Source organism: Flagellimonas onchidii (genome assembly GCF_004804315.1).
GTDB lineage: Bacteria > Bacteroidota > Bacteroidia > Flavobacteriales > Flavobacteriaceae > Flagellimonas > Flagellimonas onchidii.
This window is the reverse complement of the sequence record NZ_SRXX01000003.1, coordinates 153,662-175,045: the sequence shown is the minus strand read 5'-3', so window position 1 is coordinate 175,045 and position 21,384 is coordinate 153,662. Positions and strand designations below refer to the sequence as shown.

General features: G+C 38.3%; 16 protein-coding genes. 11 read left to right on the top strand and 5 right to left on the bottom strand.

What is annotated here, in order from left to right; genetic code table 11:
- Positions 1-30 precede the first annotated feature (30 nt).
- Both E4661_RS04700 and E4661_RS04695 read right to left on the bottom strand, forming a co-directional pair.
- A complete protein-coding gene (locus E4661_RS04700) occupies positions 31-744 on the bottom strand; it encodes a LytR/AlgR family response regulator transcription factor (RefSeq protein ID WP_136465667.1) in 714 nt (237 codons plus the stop codon).
- Positions 735-1,796, bottom strand: coding sequence for a sensor histidine kinase (locus E4661_RS04695; protein WP_136465666.1), 1,062 nt, complete (start codon positions 1,794-1,796; stop codon positions 735-737). The genes E4661_RS04700 and E4661_RS04695 overlap by 10 nt, the downstream gene beginning before the upstream one ends.
- Before the next feature lie 218 nt (positions 1,797-2,014).
- On the opposite strand from E4661_RS04695, the gene E4661_RS04690 reads away from it, so the two are divergent.
- The 4 genes from E4661_RS04690 to E4661_RS04675 all read left to right on the top strand — a co-directional run bounded on the left by E4661_RS04690 (position 2,015) and on the right by E4661_RS04675 (position 10,702).
- Positions 2,015-4,372 (top strand): TonB-dependent receptor, encoded by a 2,358-nt coding sequence (locus E4661_RS04690; RefSeq protein ID WP_136465665.1) that lies wholly within the window; start codon positions 2,015-2,017, stop codon positions 4,370-4,372.
- A 771-nt stretch (positions 4,373-5,143) separates the two neighbouring features.
- Positions 5,144-7,942 (top strand): bifunctional aconitate hydratase 2/2-methylisocitrate dehydratase, encoded by a 2,799-nt coding sequence (locus E4661_RS04685; protein ID WP_136465664.1) that lies wholly within the window; start codon positions 5,144-5,146, stop codon positions 7,940-7,942.
- 627 nt (positions 7,943-8,569) lie between these two features.
- Positions 8,570-9,433: a TolB-like translocation protein gene (locus E4661_RS04680; protein ID WP_136465663.1), complete on the top strand. Its 864-nt coding sequence runs from the start codon at positions 8,570-8,572 to the stop codon at positions 9,431-9,433.
- 624 nt (positions 9,434-10,057) lie between these two features.
- A complete protein-coding gene (locus E4661_RS04675) occupies positions 10,058-10,702 on the top strand; it encodes a response regulator transcription factor (protein WP_136465662.1) in 645 nt (214 codons plus the stop codon).
- Between the two features lie 62 nt (positions 10,703-10,764).
- On the opposite strand, the gene dnaK is transcribed toward E4661_RS04675, so the two are convergent.
- Entirely contained in the window at positions 10,765-12,681 is a 1,917-nt protein-coding gene (gene dnaK, locus E4661_RS04670) for a molecular chaperone DnaK (RefSeq protein ID WP_136465661.1), read from the bottom strand.
- A gap of 194 nt (positions 12,682-12,875) precedes the next feature.
- Between dnaK and E4661_RS04665 the strand changes: the two genes are divergently transcribed.
- From E4661_RS04665 to E4661_RS04650, 4 genes are all read left to right on the top strand, one after another.
- The gene (locus tag E4661_RS04665; RefSeq protein WP_136465660.1) at positions 12,876-14,300 is read left to right on the top strand and encodes an L-serine ammonia-lyase; all 1,425 of its coding nucleotides are present in this window, start codon (positions 12,876-12,878) and stop codon (positions 14,298-14,300) included.
- Positions 14,301-14,318: 18 nt separating this feature from the next.
- On the top strand, positions 14,319-14,564 hold the full coding sequence (locus E4661_RS04660) for a VF530 family protein (protein ID WP_136465659.1): 246 nt from the start codon (positions 14,319-14,321) through the stop codon (positions 14,562-14,564).
- Between the two features lie 238 nt (positions 14,565-14,802).
- The gene (locus E4661_RS04655) at positions 14,803-16,530 is read left to right on the top strand and encodes a tetratricopeptide repeat protein (RefSeq protein ID WP_136465658.1); all 1,728 of its coding nucleotides are present in this window, start codon (positions 14,803-14,805) and stop codon (positions 16,528-16,530) included.
- A gap of 5 nt (positions 16,531-16,535) precedes the next feature.
- Complete coding sequence (locus E4661_RS04650) at positions 16,536-17,186, top strand: SCO family protein (RefSeq protein ID WP_136465657.1); 651 nt, start codon at positions 16,536-16,538, stop codon at positions 17,184-17,186.
- On the opposite strand, the gene E4661_RS04645 is transcribed toward E4661_RS04650, so the two are convergent.
- Entirely contained in the window at positions 17,187-17,669 is a 483-nt protein-coding gene (locus tag E4661_RS04645; RefSeq protein ID WP_136465656.1) for a nuclear transport factor 2 family protein, read from the bottom strand. It lies immediately after the preceding gene.
- 70 nt (positions 17,670-17,739) lie between these two features.
- Here E4661_RS04645 and panB point away from each other — a divergent pair, with 70 nt between their 5' ends.
- The 3 genes from panB to E4661_RS04630 all read left to right on the top strand — a co-directional run bounded on the left by panB (position 17,740) and on the right by E4661_RS04630 (position 19,734).
- Positions 17,740-18,558: a 3-methyl-2-oxobutanoate hydroxymethyltransferase gene (gene panB, locus E4661_RS04640; RefSeq protein WP_136465655.1), complete on the top strand. Its 819-nt coding sequence runs from the start codon at positions 17,740-17,742 to the stop codon at positions 18,556-18,558.
- Positions 18,559-18,667: 109 nt separating this feature from the next.
- Positions 18,668-19,018, top strand: a complete 351-nt coding sequence (locus tag E4661_RS04635) for a four helix bundle protein (RefSeq protein ID WP_136465654.1) — start codon at positions 18,668-18,670, stop codon at positions 19,016-19,018.
- Positions 19,015-19,734, top strand: a complete 720-nt coding sequence (locus E4661_RS04630) for an RluA family pseudouridine synthase (RefSeq protein ID WP_136465653.1) — start codon at positions 19,015-19,017, stop codon at positions 19,732-19,734. Before E4661_RS04635 ends, E4661_RS04630 begins: the two co-directional genes overlap by 4 nt.
- Here the strand turns inward: E4661_RS04630 and E4661_RS04625 are convergent.
- Positions 19,731-21,275 (bottom strand): hypothetical protein, encoded by a 1,545-nt coding sequence (locus E4661_RS04625; protein WP_136465652.1) that lies wholly within the window; start codon positions 21,273-21,275, stop codon positions 19,731-19,733. The genes E4661_RS04630 and E4661_RS04625 overlap by 4 nt on opposite strands.
- Between the last annotated feature and the right edge of the window lie 109 nt (positions 21,276-21,384).

Sequence of the window (21,384 nt, the reverse complement as noted above, 5' to 3'; positions counted from 1 at the left end):
TCGTTCAAACCTTCTTTGTTGGGAAAAACACTAGCTTTCAAAAAAGTCTAAAACTTTTCCCCGGTAACTTGAGCCTATCGGAAGTTCCTGTTCTTCCATTTCCACATCATGCTTTGTATAGCCCGTTACGCAATTAGTGTTGATGATATAGGAACGGTGTATTCTTAAAAAGCTGCCATCCAGTTTTTTTTGAAATTCACCAATGTTTTCCTTGGTTCTTATTTCCTTATGAGTGGTATGGATATTAATATAATCTTTGAAACTTTCAATATAACTTACTTCATTTAAATCTACTTTGATCTTGCGGTGACCTTGGCTCACAAAAATAATTGCTTCGGTCTTCTCCCCTACTGTCTTGTCCACGAAAACAGATTCTCTCTTTTCCACCGCCTTAAAGAATTTCTGGACGGCCAAGAAAAAGCGTTCAAAAGTTATGGGTTTCAGTAAGTAATCCAACGCACTTACCTCAAATCCTTCCAGGGCATATTCTCGATAAGCCGTGGTAAAGATAACTTGGGGTTTATTAATCAGATTTTTAAAGAAATCGATACCCTTCATCACCGGCATATTGATATCCAAAAACAATAAATCTACATGCTGTTTGGCAAGTAAGGAAGATGCCTGCATAGCATCATCGCATCGACCAACAATCTTTAGCTCAGGGATTCTAGAAACATGTTCTTCAATAAGTTCTTGGGCCAAAGGCTCATCATCAATAATCAAACAGGTGTAGGTTACAGACATAACTCCAATTCAGTTAGGTAAGTATTCGATTTTTCAATAATATTCAAACGATGTTTATTAGGGTACAATAATTCCAATTGCTTCTTAACATTGCTCAAGCCCAGGTTTCTACGTCCGGATGCTTCAACCGAAGCTTTTGGTTTCGTGTTTTTCAATCTGAAAAATAAATTGTCCTCCTTATTTTCCACCTGAATCTGAATTGTTGCAGTATTGATTTCCTGAGAAACACCATGCTTGAATGCATTTTCAACGAAAGTGAGAAACAAAAGGGGTGCAATTTGCTCATTACCGGTAATCGATTCATCAAAAGTGACATTGACCCTTTTGCCATACCGAATCTGCTCCAGCTCTATGTATTTATTGATCAATAACAGTTCATCCTTGAGCTGCACATATTTTTTATCGCATCGATACAGCATATAATCCAAGATGTGTGAAAGGTTTTCGATAACACGAACTGTTTTATCCGATTTTTTTAGAGCAAGTAAATACAGACTGTTCAAGGTATTGAACAAAAAATGGGGGTTCAGTTGATTCTTTAAGGCATGTAGTTCAGCTTCCCTCTTTTTTTCATGGAGCTCCAAAAGTTGCTGCTTTTCCCTATAAAACAAAATGGCCATTAAAATGACACATGGATAGGCATAATACAAGGATTTTGAAAAAAACTGATTGAAATTAAAATAAATGCTCTTGAAGGTTGGGGCATCAAAACGTTTCAGGAATGTTTCATAAGAAGATGGGTAGGTTGGTACCAAATACTCCACTAAGTACAATGTGCACAGTGCATGAATCACGGAAAACAATAGTATAACTGAAATTGAAAATGCCATATTTCCTCTTTTAATAAGGACTTTGGGAACCAGGAAACCAATAATCGTATAGGCCACCACCATCTGAAGTAGGGTTCGAAAACCATATACCTCAACGAGTTCCCAAGTATCTGCATAGTACCAGCTAGCACTTGCGGCGGAAAACAAAAAAACACAACCCCAAAAAAGAAGGTGGAGCAATGCTTCCCGTTTTATGTTCATTGGTTTTATTCCAAAATCCATATCAATTGAAATTTAACCAAAATAACCGTAATTCTTCATGAATCGATGAAGAAGTGGACGAAAACATGTTTTGCGCATACAAAGAGTTGTTTTTACACCCATAATGTGAATTATCAGTAAAAGTTGGTTGTTGGTGTGCTGTGATACGGCCTTTATCCACCTTTAAAATTCTGCATGATTTCCTCAATTAGATTTGACAAAATCAAAAAATCATAATCGTGCGAAAAATTCTTTTTTACGCTTCTTTATTCATGGGGAGCGCACTCTTTGGACAGTTCAACGGCACTATTTTTGGAAAGGTATTGGACGAAGGAAACAACCAACCTTTGGCATTTGCAAGTGTGGTACTTAAAACACAGGAGGAAACTGTAATTTCTGGAACCATTACCGATAATGACGGAAAGTTTAAACTCACTGAATTAGCTACCGGTACTTATGTGTTGGAAATTGAGTTTATAGGCTTTACCTCAAATAAAACCACAGTTTCGTTAAAAGAAGATGAAATTATAAATCTTCCTGTTCTTTACCTTTCGGAAAGTGTTGAACGCCTAGAAGGAGTTACGATAACTTCGCAAAAATCAACCATAGAACAACGCTTGGACCGTAAAGTTGTGAACGTGGGCAAGGACCTAATATCGCAGGGGCCATCTGCTATCGACCTTATGAACAATTTGCCTTCTGTGAATATTAATTCTGATGGAAATATTTCGTTTCGTGGCAGTGAGAATGTTCGGATTCTTGTGGATGGGAAACTGAGTAATTTGGAAAATCCGGCCGAGGTATTGCAACAAATTCCTTCCAATTCCATCAAAAAAATAGAGCTGATTACCAATCCTTCGGCAAAATACAATCCAGATGGCTTAAATGGTATAATCAACATTGTATTGAAAAAAACTGCACAAGAAGGATGGAATGTAGCTTTTAGCGCTAACTCTATTATTGCACAAGAAGAGCGTTATAACAGCAGTTTGTCCCTCAATTTCAAACATAAAAAGACCAACTACTATTTGGAATACAACAATGGTTTTGGGGATCAAATCATTGATGGTATGCTGAACCGCTTTGACTTGAATTCGAATCAAATTACCAGGAGTGCTTATAACAGAAATTCCAATGTCATAAAGTTGGGGATTGATTTTTATCCTTTTGAAAACACTGTTTTCTCCATTTTTACCAATCAAAATTTCTACAATTTAGAAATTGACGGTGATAAAGATGTGGTCTTTGAAGATGACGCCCAATTGAATTTTGCCTTATATGATTTGCTCACAAGGGACAACCACACCCAAACCTACAATGCAGATTATAAATGGTTGATCAATGGCGATGCTCATTTTTTGGAACTTGAAGCAAACTATAACCTTTTTAATGGCGATTTGACCAATGATTTTGACTTTATGGGAAATACCTCTGTTCCCTCTTATATTGAAACGGTTGATGATAACCGTTCAGTACTCACGCTGAACCTCGATTACAGTTTGCCGTTAGGCGAAAAAGCAAAGCTTGAAATGGGTGGTGAAAGTCGTATCAACAACATAGAAAACAATTATGCTTCTACCAATGGAAGCATACAAAACTCAACCTTTCAATACGATCGCGATATCTATTCTTCCTATCTTATGTATTCCACAACATTGGGGAAATTCAATCTCAATTTAGGGTCACGTTTTGAATATTATCTAGTGGATGCGTCTTTTAATCAGGAACAATCTGTCGTTGAACTTTTTAATCAGGAACTCTTCAATGCTTTCCCTTCATTATTTTTAAGCTACAAACCATCAGAAGAAAGTAATCACCAATATCAGTTGAGCTATGGACGCAGAATTGAGCGTCCCTCTTTTAGACAAGTAAACCCTATACGACAAACCACAACACCGCAAGTCTTGGTGACAGGAAATTTTGCATTGCGTCCACAGTTCAGCAATAGTATAGAAGCCAATCATATATATCGATTCAATAAGGGAAGTATTAGCTCGAGTGTATTTTATAGAAGAATACAGGACGAAATCAATCGGATTGGCATATTTGACCAAGAAGACCCCAACCTTCTACGATTGAGCTATGATAATTTTGACAGCAACAATGCCTACGGAATCGAAGTGGGCAGCAACCTCAAACTCGCCAACTGGTGGCGCACCAATGTCAATATAGAATTTTACACAAGGCAACAAAGGGGCAATATTGAAGGTGAAGCGGTAACTGTACAAAATACATTGACCAACCTAAAATGGACTCATAATTTTACCATCAACAAACATATCACAGCCTCACTATTCGGTTTTTACAGTGGTAGACAAGAGATTCTGCAATATGAGCTGAAACCCAATTACTACATGAACATGGGGCTACGATACAATTTTGCCAATGGAAACGGAAGTCTAAGTATAAATGCCAATGATGTTTTTAGCACCCAACGTTTTGCCTTTGAAACTTACAGGACTGTTTTTCAAGAGGGGCAATTTATAAGGGATACCCAACAAATTTTCTTTGGGCTCTCCTATCGTTTGGGAGGGAAACTTTCTTCTGTTTCCCGAAAAAAACGAAATAGCAACATCAAAAAAGATCGCTTTTTATAAATCCATAACATCGCTTAAATTCAATACTTGGCAAACGACGACGCTAAATTCGAGAGGTACAACAACAATGGTATTGGTTAACGTCCATTCTCTCTTTGAATATTATTACAATACTGATTACATGGCTATTACCCAGTGGGACATTCTAAAAAAATTTGAAGCTTTTTTAGAACAGATTCAAGAAATAGATACTCACAATTTAAAGAATGTCAACGAGTACGTATTAGGGAAATAGATTGTTGAAAACCTGTTCGACACGGAGTGGAATGAGACACAATTCGCTACAGAAAGTAGATTGTTCAATAAACCGGCCTCTACCGAAGAAATTCACTTTACCCCTGGAACTCCTTTTACTTAAGAGGAAAGATTGTAGTTACATTTTAAAAGGAGCTATCCGTCAAGAAAATATCTTTGCGGATAGTTTACTGAAAATTTATATGCCTCCAGGTCTAGAATCAATGATTTCTAAATTGACCTAAATAACAAAATACAACTAAAATGTTGTCTCTTAGGAAAGTCGAGAAAAGGCGGGTTTTCCTTGTTTAGAACTGGATATCTTACTTCTTGCAATAATAGAACATGATATGCACCGTTGAGATAACCTATCAAAAAGAGTTAAATTCAATAGTGCCATAATTAAGTTAGATGGAACTTTGGTAGGTAAATTGGGCGCATTGTTTATTTTTGCGTTTCTAAGAAAGACTGGAAAAAACACTCTTTTTGTTTCTTGAAGTGAACAATAAGTACTCTTCAAGTGAAAATAGAATTTTTATGAGTAGATATACCGAATACCTTAAGGAAATTGAAGAAAGAAAAGGTCAAGGACTTCACCCTAAACCAATTGATGATGCCGGATTGTTAGGTGAGGTTATAGACCAAATCAAAGATTTGGACAATGAACACCGAAAAGATTCCCTCAATTTTTTTATTTATAATGCGCTCCCTGGTACAACAAGTGCCGCTAATGTGAAAGCTCAATTTTTAAAAGAAATCATTCTAAAAGAAATCACGGTAGAGGAAATTACGCTTGATTTTGCTTTTGAACAATTATCCCACATGAAAGGTGGGCCTTCCATTAAGGTGCTTTTGGATTTAGCTCTTGGCAATGATTCGGCTATTGCCAGTGAAGCCGCTAAGGTGTTAAAAACACAGGTATTTCTCTACGAAGCTGATATGGAACGTTTAGAAGATGCTTTCAAAAAGGGTAATGATATCGCTAAGGATATTATTAAAAGCTATGCACAAGCTGAATTCTTCACTAAACTTCCTGAGGTTGAAGAAGAAATCAAAGTGGTCACATTTGTTGCTGGTGTAGGTGATATCTCTACAGATTTGCTTTCTCCTGGAAGTGATGCGCACTCTAGGTCAGACCGTGAACTGCACGGTCAATGTATGTTTGAGCATAACAAAGAACAGCAAAACGCACTTCTTAAGTTACAAGCTGAGCATCCAGATAAGCGGGTTATGTTGATTGCGGAAAAAGGAACCATGGGTGTAGGCTCGTCAAGAATGTCGGGGGTAAACAATGTGGCCCTTTGGATTGGGAAACAAGCTAGCCCTTATGTGCCATTCATTAATATTGCACCTGTTGTCGCTGGAACAAATGGTATTTCTCCAATTTTCCTAACCACGGTAGGTGTAACAGGTGGTATAGGTTTGGATTTGAAAAACTGGGTGAAAAAATATGATGCCGAGGGTAATCTTGTTGTAGATGACGAAGGTGAGCCAATTTTGGAGCAGGCCTATTCAGTTGATACGGGTACTGTATTCACCATCAATACCAAAACCAAAAAGTTATACAACGGTGACCAAGAATTAATGGATGTTTCCTCAGCATTCACTCCCCAAAAGATGGAGTTTATGAGAGCTGGGGGCTCATACGCTGTCGTATTCGGTAAAAAACTTCAAACATTTGCTGCAAAAATGCTTGGTATAGACGTTCCTCTCGTATTTGCACCTTCCAAAGAAATTTCTCATGAAGGACAAGGTCTTACCGCTGTAGAAAAGATTTTCAATAAAAATGCAGTCGGTACTTCAGGCGCGACTTTGCATGCAGGTTCTTATGTTCGAGTTGAGGTAAATATTGTTGGTTCCCAGGATACCACTGGCTTGATGACCTCCCAAGAATTGGAAATGATGGCCGCAACAGTAATATCCCCCATAGTGGATGGTGGGTACCAGTCGGGTTGTCACACAGCATCGGTTTGGGATTTAAAGTCCCAACAAAACATTCCGAGATTAATGCGTTTTATGAATGATTTTGGTCTGATAACCGCCCGTGATCCAAAAGGTGAATATCATGCCATGACGGACGTAATCCACAAAGTGCTTAACGATATAACTGTGGACGATTGGGCCATCATTATCGGTGGTGATTCGCACACTAGAATGTCTAAAGGTGTAGCTTTTGGTGCTGATTCTGGTACGGTTGCCCTTGCTTTGGCCACGGGTGAAGCATCCATGCCAATTCCCGAGTCGGTAAAAGTGACATTTAAGGGTCAAATGAAAGACCATATGGATTTTCGTGATGTTGTACATGCCACCCAATCGCAAATGCTAAAGAAATTTGGAGGGGAAAATGTATTTCAAGGAAGAATTATCGAAGTACATATAGGAACACTTCCTTCGGATCAAGCATTTACATTTACAGACTGGACGGCAGAAATGAAAGCCAAAGCTTCTATCTGTATCTCTCAAGATGACACCCTAATTGAATCGCTTGAGATTGCCAAGGGGAGAATCCAGATTATGATTGATAAAGGCATGGATAATGAAAAGAAAGTGCTTCAAGGACTTATTGACAAGGCCAACGAACGAATCTCTGAAATAAAATCAGGGAAAAAACCGCCTTTGACCCCAGATGAAAATGCCAAGTATTACGCAGAATTCGAGGTTGATCTGAATATTATTGATGAACCAATGATTGCTGACCCTGATGTTAATAATGAAGATGTATCGAAGCGATATACCCACGATACCATTCGGGAGCTTTCTTTTTATGGTGGAGACAAACATGTAGATCTTGGTTTTGTAGGATCTTGTATGGTTCACAAAGGTGATATTAAAATTGTTTCCAAAATGTTGAAAAACCTAGAGGAAGAATATGGAAAAGTAGAGTTTAAAGCACCTCTTGTAGTGACCGCTCCTACTTATAACATTATTGATGAACTCAAAGAAGAGGGAGACTGGGAAATGTTGCAAAAGTATTCCGGTTTTGAATTTGATGATGCTGCTCCTAAGAATACTGCACGAACTGAATACGACAATATCTTATATCTAGAAAGACCCGGTTGTAACCTCTGCATGGGAAATCAGGAAAAAGCAGAGAAGGGAGATACGGTAATGGCCACATCTACACGTTTATTTCAGGGGCGGGTTGTAAAAGATTCTGACCGCAAAAAGGGAGAGTCGTTGCTAGCCTCAACCCCCGTGGTTGTTCTTTCTGCCATTCTGGGAAGAACTCCGACCCTCGAAGAATATAAGGTAGCGGTGAAGGGCATAAAACTTACGCAATTTGCCCCTCCACTCAAGAAAATGACCTCTAGACCAGGGCACTTGCTTTCTTATTAGTGGATTAAATGTTGAATACAGAGTTTTGAAACCCATCCCACAGACGTCGGCATAACAACCGTAAATTCTTTTAAATTAAAACCACGCACTCACAAATTTATCATAAAGCAGCTTTTGGTAAAGCATCCTTTTATATAAATGACCATCTATAATATGGAACACCCGCTAGCCTATTATAGGTTGTGATGCAATGTTCATGTGGTTTAGTTAGTTATTAGCATGTTGGCGGGTGTTCTTTTTCCTCATTTTCATTTCTGTTTTATGAGTTTTTAAAAAGGTTGGTCCGATTTCTAGATACAACAAGCCAAAGCTCCATGCAAACTCCAAAATACTTCACATCTGCTAAAGCCGAATCTGCCTCAAGTCAGGAACGCTACTTGAACAAATACATAAAAATCAATTAGTCACTTCCAAAATACTTAAAAAGGGAATGTTTGAATCTCGTCAAAATGCATAAAACATCGATTACTGGAAGTTTCACGCCTTTCAATATGTTAATTATCTAAAAAATATTCGATAAAATGCATTTTTTTATCGATATAATTCAAAAACTATGAATAATTAATAGGTAATTCTCAAAAAACTTTCTTCAAATTTGTCATGTATTAACCCCCAAATCTATACATCATGACACGTTCATTCACCAACAACTTGACTTTATTTATTGGTTTAGTCTGTATAGCACAAATTGCAGCCCAAAATCCAATTAAGTTTGAAAACACAAAAGAAGTTCTTCAAGACATTGATAACAATGGGCATTTATCTACATTGGAAGGTTATGTACCTTCAATGTCAGTGACACAGGATGGTAAAACAGCATATTTCAGCAAATCTAGAGAGCAAAAACCGGAATATGGACTGTTTTCAAAAAAAGAACTTGTTCATGAAATCTATCGTGCTGAAAATATAAATGGTAAATGGGGCAATATCACCAAATTGAAAGTGTGTCCAAAATATGCTTCCGCCAAACATCCTACGGTTTCAGAAGATGGAAAACGTTTGTTCTTTGCTTCCAACATGAAGGGAAGCTATGGAAAATACGATATTTATGTCGCTGATATCAGTTCAGATGGGAGCTTGGGTGTGTCCAAAAACCTTGGACCTAAGGTCAATACCAAAGAAGATGAATTATATCCGAACATCTATAACAGCACACTGTTATTCTTTGCATCTGAAGGTCGCGATGGTTTTGGAGGGCTTGATCTCTACGCCACACAGGTAACATATAACAAACTTACCCCCTCTGTTAACTTAGGAGGTCATATCAATAGCAGTAGAGATGATTATGCCATTCAACTCGATATTGAAAAAGGAGAAAGTTACGTGGTATCCAACAGAGGCTTAAACCATACCATTGAACAAGTCACTATCACATATAGAAAGCAGAAGACTATGGATACAGATGCGATTGCCTATAATGATAAAAGTCTTGATACTGCTTTGAATGCTGGAACCTCATATGAGTACACCAGTACATCTTATGAAGATTAAAATGTCAAATAAATTGGTCCACTACCTGGGATTATCTGATTTTGTCAAATACTGAACATTATTGAACTATGATAAATTGAACGGGGGGAACCGAAGGTTATCATAGATGCGGGTTGTGTTATTTCATCCGGACCGATTTGCCAAGAATAGGATGCTCTAAAAGAGCATCCTATTCTATTTTATACATATGTAGTGTCCATAAATTGCCCCTTTTGTGGTAAAAACAGAAAAGTGCATTTGAACGAAAAAAACTACAAAAAATTTTTCTGCAGAAATAAAAAAACTAATTTAAATCTTGAAATAACACAAAACCCAAATCTTATACTCATGAAAAAAGCTACAATTTTAAGTGCACGATGCAATCCTCCGGACCAAGCAAAGGTTTCTATTTAGTACTCCTAAACACTTTTTAAACTACCATTGATTTAATCCTTTTTAAGGATTATTATCAGCCTGTCCCATAGGGTTGATGGTAAGCTTCTGTCGTTTCAAACTAATAGTGCGGAACTTCTAAGCTTTTCCATATGTACCTCAACAGAGATATGGCAGACGGATACCTTTTGCCAATTTTTTGGCAACATGATGGCAACTATGACAAAATCAGATAATCCAAATCCAATAACCATGAAAACTAACCCATTAAAAATTGTAATTATTGACAATGATGAAAAACTACACCCCCTATATCATTTTTATTTCAGTAACGAACCTTTGTATGAATTAATAGAAATACATACTTCTGTAAATACATTTTTATCCAAATCAAAGAGGGAAAGTCCAGATATTATCGTTTGTGAAGTCAATTTGAATGGAATCTCAGGAATTGATGGAATTCAATTCTTCAATAGGTTTAGCTCCTCTCCCAAAATTTTGATGATCAGTCAAGAATCTAATTTTGAAATCATAAAAGAGGCATTTAAAAAAGGTGCCAATGGCTTTTTGACCAAGCCTTTGACTAAAAATCGCCTCTTTAATGCCATAGCCGATCTACATCAACATGGAGTAGTCTTGGAGCACGATGTGGCCAAAAAAATAATCCACTCTTTTCAAATTAAAACTTTCGATAGGTTTTCAAAAAAAGAAAATCAAATTATAGAATTACTCACCCATGGGTACACCTATAAAATGATTGCGGATAGACTCTGTGTGACCCCAAGTGCAGTGAATTTTCACATTCAGAATATCTATGTAAAGCTCAATGTAAACTCAAAAGCTGAGGCTTTAAAGAAACTACAAGAGTTGGAAATACGACAGTTAAATGCCGCATAAATAGTATTTCAAACAAAAAAGCCCGCAATATTGCGGGCTTTTTTTGTTTGTGAATTTTAATACTATTTCACTTCTTCGAAGTCTACGTCTTCAACGTTATCACCTTCAGCGGAATCACTTCCTCCCCCGGCTCCTTCAGCTCCAGCTGCAGCATCTGTCCCATTGGCTTGAGCTTCAGCCTGTGCTTTGTACATTTCTTCAGAGGCTACTTTCCAAGCTTCGTTGATTTTTTCCAAAGCGGGCTCAATAACAACCACATCTTTGGTTTCGTATGCTTTCTTCAATTCTTCCAAAGCTTCTTCAATCGGCTTTTTCTTATCATCAGATAATTTATCGCCAAACTCCTTCAACTGTTTTTCTGTTTGGAAAATCATCGCATCTGCTTCATTCAACTTGTCGGCAGTTTCCTTGGCTTTTTTATCAGATTCAGCATTTGCTTCCGCTTCCGCCTTCATTTTTTGAATTTCCTCTTCGGTCAATCCTGATGAAGCTTCAATTCGGATATCTTGAGTCTTATTTGTGGCCTTATCTGTAGCAGAAACCTTAATAATTCCGTTTGCATCGATGTCGAAGGTCACTTCAATTTGAGGTGTGCCTCTTGGCGCAGGTGGAATACCATCTAAATGGAACCTTCCGATTGTTTTGTTATCTGCAGCCATTGGGCGCTCTCCTTGCAACACATGGATTTCAACAGAAGGTTGATTGTCCGCTGCCGTTGAGAAAACCTGGGATTTCTTAGTTGGAATGGTCGTATTTGCCTCAATCAATTTGGTGAATACACTACCCATGGTCTCAATACCTAATGAAAGAGGGGTAACATCCAACAACAATACATCTTTTACATCTCCTGTCAATACACCACCTTGAATAGCAGCTCCTACGGCAACCACTTCATCTGGATTCACACCTTTTGATGGTTTTTTTCCGAAGAATTTCTCTACCGCTTCCTGTACAGCAGGAATACGGGTTGAACCACCCACCAAGATAATCTCGTCAATATCACTTTTTGAAAGACCTGCGTTTTTCAAAGCTGTCTCACAAGGCTCAATAGTTCTTTTTACCAAATCGTCTATCAATTGTTCAAATTTGGCTCGGGTCAATGTTCTTACCAAGTGCTTAGGGCCGGAAGCCGTAGCAGTTACGTATGGTAAATTGATTTCGGTCTGTGCAGAAGCTGACAATTCAATTTTTGCTTTTTCAGCAGCTTCACGAAGTCTTTGCAAAGCCATGGCATCTTCTCTTAAATCAAGACTTTCGTCTTTCTTAAATTCTTCTGCCAACCAATCGATAATCTTTTGATCTACGTCATCTCCCCCCAAGTGGGTGTCTCCATCTGTCGCCAATACCTCAAAAACGCCATCACCTAATTCCAAGATAGAAACATCATGTGTTCCTCCACCAAAGTCAAATACTACAATCTTTCGGTCTGTATCCTTTTTATCCAATCCGTAAGCTAAAGAAGCAGCGGTAGGCTCGTTGATGATTCTTTCAACAGTCAAACCTGCTATTTCACCAGCCTCTTTTGTAGCTTGACGTTGTGAATCGTTAAAATAAGCAGGTACAGTGATTACTGCTCGAGTGACATCTTGACCCAAATAATCTTCTGCGGTTTTCTTCATTTTTTGAAGAATCATTGCCGAAAGCTCTTGAGGGGTATACAAACGCCCATCGATGTCAACTCTTGGAGTATCGTTGTCGCCCTTTTCTACTTTATAAGGAACGCGATCTGCTTCTTTTTTAGATTCAGAGAATTTATTTCCCATGAATCTTTTAATGGAATATATTGTTTTATGTGGATTGGTGACCGCTTGCCTTTTTGCCGGGTCTCCGACCTTGATTTCTCCTCCTTCCACAAATGCAATTACGGAGGGTGTTGTGCGCTTACCCTCAGCATTTGGGATTACTACGGGCTCATTACCTTCCATTACGGAAACGCAGGAGTTGGTCGTACCCAAGTCAATACCTATAATTTTGCTCATTGTATCTAAAGTTATATCTGTTGAAAATTCTGTTTTAGTATCGCTCTAGCAATGACAATGATTATGCCATGCCATAGAATATGACAAGGTGTCAGACACCTAGAAAGATTGTCTTTCTTTTATATCGATTTCCTCATACAGCTAGCCAATTTTACCTATTTTGGCCTTCAAAATTAACAGCTCAAGTTTCATCCATGGAATGCATTAGTGTTTTTGACATGTTGAAGATTGGTGTCGGCCCTTCAAGTTCACATACCTTAGGTCCATGGAGGGCTGCGGAAAGATGGATAGCCGAATTAAAAGAACAACAATTATTCAGCAAAGTCAATAAAATTCAGGTTGACCTTTATGGTTCACTTTCATTGACCGGAAAGGGGCACGCTACAGACATAGCTGTTGTTATGGGTTTATTGGGTGCTGACCCCGAGACCGTTCCCACGGAAGGTATTGATTCCATTATCGAGAATATTAAAGCAAGTAGGAAGTTAGATTTTGACGGCTCTCTGAAGCTCGGTTTTGAATTTGAAAAGGACATTGTCTTTAAAAAAGAATTTCTTCCTTTTCATTCCAATGGCATTCGATTCACTGCAATACTTAAGAGTGGAGATGCACATACAGAAACCTATTATTCTATTGGTGGTGGCTTTGTGGTCAAAGAAGAACTGGAACACGCCAGGGAAAACAAAGCAACCTTTAAAACTTTTCCTTTCCCAATTAAAACAGGTGAAGAGCTCTTGTTTTATTGCGACCAGCAAAACAGTTCCATTTCAGAAGTAGTTTTGAAAAATGAGCAATCCCTACGTTCGGATGCATTAATTGATAGCGAGCTTAAACGCATCTGGAATACTATGCTCGAATGCATGTACACTGGATGCCATACACAGGGAATACTTCCAGGGGGATTAAACGTAAAACGTCGTGCTTTTAATATGCATGAAAAATTAAAAGGTTCCCACCCCTACTCCAATCCACAAGAATGGCTAGAAAGTATTCGTGAAACAGAGGTTAAATTTCGCCAAATCATTAAATGGGTCAGTTGTTTTGCACTATCCGTCAACGAGGTAAACGCTTCTCTTGGGCGGGTGGTTACAGCACCAACCAACGGAAGTGCCGGGGTAATTCCGGCAGTGCTTATGTATTATTTGGTCATAGAAAACCATGATGGGAATTTTGAGGACATTAAAAAGTTTTTATTGGTCGCTGGTGAAATTGGTTCCATATTTAAAAAAGGAGCCACTATTTCTGCTGCCATGGGTGGGTGCCAAGCTGAAATAGGCGTATCATCTGCCATGGCCGCCGGAGCACTTACCGAGTTAATGGGTGGAACCCCAGAACAAGTATTAATGGCTGCTGAAATTGCCATGGAACATCATTTGGGGCTCACCTGTGACCCCATTGGAGGTCTGGTACAGGTTCCTTGTATTGAAAGAAATGCTATGGGAGCCATAAAAGCTATTAATGCTGCCGAACTTGCCATGGATACCGACCCCAAAGAAGCTAAAGTCCCTTTAGACAAGGTTGTCAATACTATGTGGGAAACAGCAAAGGATATGAATAGCAAATACAAGGAGACCTCTGAAGGAGGCCTGGCCGTAGGAGTATTTTTGAGTGATTGCTAACCAAGACCATTTGCTTTTATGAACAAACAGAAGAATCCCAAACAATACCAGCCAAACAATCCATTGCATGGTGTAAAGTTGGTTGATATATTAGAATTGTTGGTAGAGCACTATGGCTGGGAAGAAATGGCAAGCAGAATCAACATCAACTGCTTTAAAAAAGACCCATCTGTCAAGTCCAGCCTTAAATTTTTGAGAAAAACACAATGGGCAAGAGATAAGGTAGAAAGACTCTATGTTCAATTAATGACCGGAGAAAAATAAAAGTAACCTTACCCAAAACACAATAAAACAGGCATCCTACACAAAATTGGCACCAAAATCATTGAACTTTCACTACTTTAGTAGTTGACTGACAGCGAATTATAAAATAAGCATCCGTTCTAAAGCTTTGGTTCAATAAATACCTTCCCAATAACGTCAACCTACGAACAGGATAGCTCTTCCCCCACGTATTCGCCAAGCAAAACTTAAACGAAGAGAACTTTATTATTAAAAAATTATGAAAACAAAATTGACCTGGGCTATAACGGTTTTGGCATTATTGACTACAGTTCACTTTTTGACCAAAAACAATGCAAGAGCTTCAAAAAATCACCAGAAAGCATCCTTCAGCTTTATTAAATGTACACCAACCACCTATTTATTGGAGGTAGTAGACTCTACACAGCAGATTGCTCCGCTGTTTGAAAACTTGGGGAATCTAAGTTATCCTATCACCACTGAAAATCCACAAGCGCAAACCTTTTTTGATCAAGGGTTGAGACTTACCTATGCCTTTAACCATGCAGAAGCACATCGTTCTTTTATGGAGGCCTCCCGTTTGGATCCAACCTCGGCCATGACCTATTGGGGTCAAGCTTATGCTTTAGGCCCAAACATCAATGACCCGTTGCCTCCAGAAGAGCGGAAAATAAAAACTAACGAGGCCTTGGCAAAAGCCAAGAACTTGGCCGTAAACGCCACACCCAAAGAAAAGGCCTTAATCAATGCATTGACCGCAAGGTACAGTGACGATTTAACCCAGAATGTGGAAGAACTCAATATCGCCTACATGAATGCCATGGCAGAAGTACTTCAAGCATATCCCGAAGATGCCGAAGTGCAGGTTTTGTATGCAGCTGCTGTGATGAACACCGTTCCATGGAACTACTGGGATGAAAATGGGAATCCATCTCCAAATATTACAGAAGCAAAAGCAGCCTTGGAAAAGGCTATGGAAATAAACCCAAACAATCCTGGTGCCCATCATTACTATATTCATATGGTGGAGCTACCCAAACCGGACCTAGGAGTGGCCAGTGCCGACCGATTAGGAGAATTGATGCCTGCAGCTGGACATTTGGTACATATGCCAAGCCATATTTATATCCGTGTGGGACGTTATTTAGATGCGGTAAAGGCCAATCAAGATGCCATACTTGCGGATGAGGATTATATTTCGCAATGCTATTCCCAAGGCCTATATCCTTTAGGATACTATCCGCACAACATTCATTTTCTATGGTCTGCGGCAAGTCTGCTGGGCAATAGTGATATTGCCATTGATGCAGCCAAAAAAACAGCAGAAAAAGTCCCAACCGGTGAACTCATAAGCATGCCATTTTTACAAGATTTTGCTTCTACTCCACTATTGGCCTATGTACGATTTGGAAAATGGAATGAGATTCTGACCATTCCTGCTCCAAATAAGGAAATAAAACACCTCAATCTTATACGTCATTATGCAAGGGGCATGGCCTTTATCCGTAAGGGAAACAGTAAAGAGGCCCAAGAAGAACTGGATGCCATTAAATCCTTAAAAGATGATCCAGAGTTGGAAAACTTGGTTGCCACCGCCCACAATCCGTCCATTAACTCGGCTAAAATCGCATATGAAGTGATTGCCGGCGAGTTGGCGGCTTTGAATGGTGATAATTCAAAAGCCATTGAACACCTTAAAAATGCTGTAGATTATGAAGACGGACTCACCTATACTGAACCGGCCGCTTGGCATATTCCCACAAGACAAAATTTGGGTGCCCAATTAATGAAGGCCAAACAATATAAAGAGGCAGAAAATATATATAGAGAAGATTTGAAGGTACTTAGACAAAATGGATGGTCTTTAATGGGGTTGTATAACAGTCTTCAAGCTCAAGGGAGAACGGAAGAGGCAAAAAGGATAAAAGAAGAATTTGACAAAGCTTGGCAAAACGCTGACCTAGAAATCACAACCTCTATACTTTAAAACTGATGAACAAAAAAAAGCAGCTCAAGATACTTCTGGTCCTTTTAGGCATAGGTATCTTAGCTGTTTTTTACTTAATTTCCAATTTAAGAACAGAACTGCCTGTTTTTGGCCCAAAAGATTTTAATCCTGATTTGGTGGATGTCAAAGTACAAGATGTGAAGGGCTCCCATACCGTTGCTGACTTTAGTCTGACCAATCAAAATGGAAAAATGGTGACTCAAGCAGATTATGAAGACAAGATTTATGTCACCGATTTCTTTTTCACTAGATGTCCCAGCATCTGCCCCATTATGTCCAACAATATGAAAACGCTGCAAGACACTTTCCTTGACAATGATACTGTTATGTTACTGTCGATATCTGTCACCCCAGAAATGGACAGCATTCCCATTTTGAAATCATATGCATATCGACACGGGGCGATTGATTCCAAATGGAACATTACCACTGGAGATAAAAAGCATATCTATAATCTAGCTCGAAAAAGTTACTTTGCAGCTGTTGACCAAGGGGATGGCGGCCTTCAAGACTTTATCCATACCCCAAATTTCATTTTAGTGGATACAAAAAAACAAATTCGGGGGGTGTACAACGGAACCGACAGCAATGACGTTCTAAGGTTGGTCGAGGATATCAAAATTTTATCCGACTGATTACTCTTTCAAGCAACCCGCCTTCCCTCTAGTATCAATTAAATAGATAATCTTCCATTCTCCATCGAAATTTACAAGTTGGAACGAGTTGATTCCGCAGTGGCTGAATTTACCATTCAGCCAAAATTCGTAACCTACCCAAGCATTTGCCATGGTCCGATCCACTTGTATTGAAAAAGATGTCAGCTTTTCCTGAAAGCTTATACTATCAGGAATACTAGTAATCGATTTGATGAAATTTGGAAATTTTTCGGTTCTAAATCTTGTTTTGCCTTCTTTATCTCTTCCGGTAGTTTGTAATACTACCTTGTCAGCGACCGTACTATTGATAATCACAGAGTCCTGTTTGTGAAAACCGTCAAAAAAAGTTTCAACTACTTTTTTAACTGCTTCTTTTTCGTCAATTTCAGGCGGATTGGGTCCTTGGGCATTACATATCACCAAACAACAGCATGCAATAATAAAGGTGGAGATTGTTTTCATTTTTATTGTTTTTTGATTGCAGTTCAATTTAAACAAATCTGCTTACTTTTAGCAGGTAAAATCAAAGAGAATGTCAGTTGCCAAAAAAGAATACAAGCGAATCACTGTAAAATCATTGGTGGAGATGAAGCAAAATGGGGAAAAAATCTCCATGCTCACATCTTACGATTACTCCATGGCCAAAATTGTTGATGCGGCGAACGTAGATGTTATTTTGGTTGGTGATTCGGCCAGTAACGTGATTGCCGGACATGAAACCACCCTTCCGGTAACTCTAGATCAAATGATCTATCATGCAAGTTCTGTAGTAAGGGCAGCTAAAAGGGCTTTGGTCGTAGTTGATATTCCCTTTGGGAGCTATCAAAGTGATTCCAAAGAAGCACTTCGTTCCGCTATCCGTATAATGAAAGAAAGTGGTGCCCATGCCGTAAAAGTTGAAGGAGGTTCCGAAATAAAACAATCCGTTATCCGAATTCTTGAAGCGGGAATACCGGTTATGGGACATTTGGGACTTACACCTCAATCTATCTACAAATTTGGAACCTATACGGTTAGGGCCAAGGAAGAAGAAGAGGCCCATAAGTTGAAGGAAGATGCCAAAATGTTGGAAGAGCTAGGTTGTTTTGGTATCGTTCTGGAAAAAATACCTGCCAAATTAGCCAAGGAAGTGGCTGAAAGTGTATCCATTCCCATTATTGGCATCGGTGCTGGAGGTGGTGTGGATGGCCAGGTATTGGTAGTTCATGATTTGTTGGGCATGACCCATGAATTCAATCCACGTTTCCTCAGAAGATATATGAACTTATATGAAGACATGGGAAATGCTATTTCTCAGTATGTGGATGATGTGAAGAGTAGAGACTTTCCAAATGAGAATGAGTCTTATTGATTGTCGGATAGCTCGATTGTTGGATTCTTTGATGTTCTGAACTTGTTATTTTTGATTTTGATATTTTCAACCTCATAAATTAATCTATAAAAATTTAAAACATTAATTTATGCATCGATTTAAGGATTTGGAAATATGGAAAATGAGTAGATTCTTTTGCTCTAATGTCTATAAAATTACTTCTTCCTATCCCGAAACAGAAAAATTTGGTATAGTTAGTCAATTGAGAAGGGCTTCGGTTTCAGTACCATCCAATATTGCTGAAGGTTGTTCTAGAAAATCCAACAAAGATTTTTCAAGGTTTTTGGAAATAGCAATTGGTTCTTTATACGAAATAGAGACTCAATTGTTGATTTCAAATGATTTAGGATTCATACAAAAAAATGAATTGAACCTTCTCTTAAGTGATTTGAATTCCATTATTAAGATGACCTCCAAATTTAAATCATCTCTAAAATGAAATTTGAACACTCTAAAAATCTAATAATCCAAAAATCCAACTCCACAAATCTTCAAGTACTCTACGAAGACAATCACCTCATTGTAATCAACAAGCGCTCTGGTGACATTGTCCAAGGAGATAAGACGGGAGATGCTCCGTTGAGCGAAGTTGTAAAAGAATATCTGAAAAAGAAATACAACAAACCCGGCAATGTTTATTTAGGTGTAGTACATAGGTTGGACAGACCTACTTCAGGAATCGTTCTTTTTGCCAAAACCTCCAAAGCGTTACCCCGATTGAACAAATTGTTTGCAGAGGGAAAGGCTAAAAAAGTCTATTGGGCTGTGGTAAAAAATCCGCCTGAGCAAGAGCGAGGAACTTTGGAGCATTGGTTGGTTAGAAATCCGAAACAGAACAAGTCCTATGCTTATGAAAAGGAGGTTGCCAATAGTAAAAAAGCAATTTTAGACTACTCCATTCGAAAGAAACTCGATTCTTATTCCCTTTTGGAAATAAATTTAAAAACGGGGCGTCATCACCAAATAAGGGCTCAATTGGCTGCCGTTGGTTGCCATATCAAAGGGGATTTAAAATATGGTGCGCAGCGTAGCAACAAAAATGGAGGGATACATTTACATGCTCGAAGTTTGGCGCTGGAACATCCAGTAAAAAAAGAAACAATCTTGTTTGAAGCAGCCCCTCCAGAAGACGCTATATGGAATGCTTGCCTTTAACGAGTTATTGCCAGAGCTTTTTCCCGAATGATTTGACTTACGGGTTTATTGTGTAAATGACTTTCTAACCATGAAAGAATATCCAAATACAAAAATGCCCTTTTCTCATAGGGGTGGTTTTCATATTTTTTTAGTTCGTTGTACAGTTTTTGAAATTCATTTTTGAGTTCACCCGGGTAAATGTCACCTAAGCTTCTTAAGAACTTTATCATTTCCTTTTGAACCGCGTGTAAATCGTTCATTTTCAACAAAAACTTATAGGTACTTTTAAGTTGAACTTCCAAATGATAATCCATACCAGCTTCATAATGCGCCACAAGACTAAGCACACGTGCAAAGCACATTAAATCTTCCCGCATCTTTAGATTCTTATTGGAAATGATCTTTTTAAGGTAAACAATACAGTTCTTATGGTCCCCATTGCCAAAATACAAACAGGCAATTTTATAATACAAAAGCATTACATGATGCTGGTCGATACGAGTTCCATGCTTTTTAATGCCATACTCGATAATATTGATCAGATATAAGCCTTTGTCAAAAGTCCCTTCTAAAAAATGAAGGTTAAGTTTGTTTGAGTTGATATATAGGAAGGCCAAAGAAGCTATATTGTCATTCTGTGGAAATCCAGAGCTGTTTACCTGTGTCTCAAGTTTTTCAAGTGTTTCTTTAAATTGAGAGCTGTACTTCACAAAGAACAAGGATTCTAGCAAGTAATGATTTCCTTTTAGGAAAAAGACAGGATTCAAACGAATCATTTCCTCTTGATCATAAAAAAGATCTACCCATTTGCTTGCATATTTATATGAGGATAGAAAATCCTGAATCAACAAACTATACCACAAATATGCTTTATACAACCATAATTTCTCCCTGAAACCCAAATCTTCTAAGTTGTATTCAGGTAAATTTGTTTCAAAGTACTTTTTTACCTCCTGTAAATCCGAATCGTTTCGAACATATCCCACTTTGAGCATCATCCCGTAAAGTTGTAGGGATAGGTTGGAAAGCTTACTGGTCATCACATTATGTGTCGACAATTCTTTTGCTTGCCGGGTCAGTTCTTCTGCCCTATCAGGAATACTACGGGTAATGTACTGTGTCTCAATTATTTTTTCAAGCTCTACAATCTCATAGGCTACATTTTTTTCTTCATTTTCAATTGCAAAATTCTTAGCCTTATCCAATATTTTCAAGCTCTGTTTGTACAATCCTTTTTGATAGAGAATAGTGGCAAAATCCAATTGTTCCCGAATCTGAACCCTAATATTTTGATTCACTGGATTAAGTCTCAAGCTTACCAAAATCTGTTTGTACAAATGGGCTTTGAGGTTAGATAATTGTGCTTTTTTTACAATTCCACTGTCCAAAATCTGACGTTCATCGTACTTCTTCAACTTGTCCAACAAATTGAACAGTGCCAAAAATTTGGCATCTGTATTTACACCTAAACGCCCTACATAAAGTTTAAACTGTCTCTTTTCCGATTTGGACAGAGACTTTATCAGTACAAACAATGTATCCTTATGGGCATTTGTCATCGTAAAAAATATAAATTAAGTATCTGTATTTCAATTAATTAATCTTTATGAAATACAATTTAACGTTGTAATGGGTTATAGGGCAATCTGGTTCATGCAAACTCCTACT

Bases quoted from the DNA above. Each gene is read 5' to 3' on its own strand.
- E4661_RS04675 (WP_136465662.1), top strand. From the start codon at position 10,058: ATGAAAACTAACCCATTAAAAATTGTAATTATTGACAATGATGAAAAA.
- E4661_RS04625 (WP_136465652.1), bottom strand. From the start codon at position 21,275: ATGACAAATGCCCATAAGGATACATTGTTTGTACTGATAAAGTCTCTG.
- E4661_RS04700 (WP_136465667.1), bottom strand. From the start codon at position 744: ATGTCTGTAACCTACACCTGTTTGATTATTGATGATGAGCCTTTGGCC.
- E4661_RS04650 (WP_136465657.1), top strand. From the start codon at position 16,536: ATGAACAAAAAAAAGCAGCTCAAGATACTTCTGGTCCTTTTAGGCATA.
- E4661_RS04655 (WP_136465658.1), top strand. From the start codon at position 14,803: ATGAAAACAAAATTGACCTGGGCTATAACGGTTTTGGCATTATTGACT.
- E4661_RS04680 (WP_136465663.1), top strand. From the start codon at position 8,570: ATGACACGTTCATTCACCAACAACTTGACTTTATTTATTGGTTTAGTC.
- panB (WP_136465655.1), top strand. From the start codon at position 17,740: ATGTCAGTTGCCAAAAAAGAATACAAGCGAATCACTGTAAAATCATTG.
- E4661_RS04630 (WP_136465653.1), top strand. From the start codon at position 19,015: ATGAAATTTGAACACTCTAAAAATCTAATAATCCAAAAATCCAACTCC.
- E4661_RS04645 (WP_136465656.1), bottom strand. From the start codon at position 17,669: ATGAAAACAATCTCCACCTTTATTATTGCATGCTGTTGTTTGGTGATA.
- dnaK (WP_136465661.1), bottom strand. From the start codon at position 12,681: ATGAGCAAAATTATAGGTATTGACTTGGGTACGACCAACTCCTGCGTT.
- E4661_RS04695 (WP_136465666.1), bottom strand. From the start codon at position 1,796: ATGGATTTTGGAATAAAACCAATGAACATAAAACGGGAAGCATTGCTC.
- E4661_RS04685 (WP_136465664.1), top strand. From the start codon at position 5,144: ATGAGTAGATATACCGAATACCTTAAGGAAATTGAAGAAAGAAAAGGT.
- E4661_RS04665 (WP_136465660.1), top strand. From the start codon at position 12,876: ATGGAATGCATTAGTGTTTTTGACATGTTGAAGATTGGTGTCGGCCCT.
- E4661_RS04635 (WP_136465654.1), top strand. From the start codon at position 18,668: ATGCATCGATTTAAGGATTTGGAAATATGGAAAATGAGTAGATTCTTT.
- E4661_RS04660 (WP_136465659.1), top strand. From the start codon at position 14,319: ATGAACAAACAGAAGAATCCCAAACAATACCAGCCAAACAATCCATTG.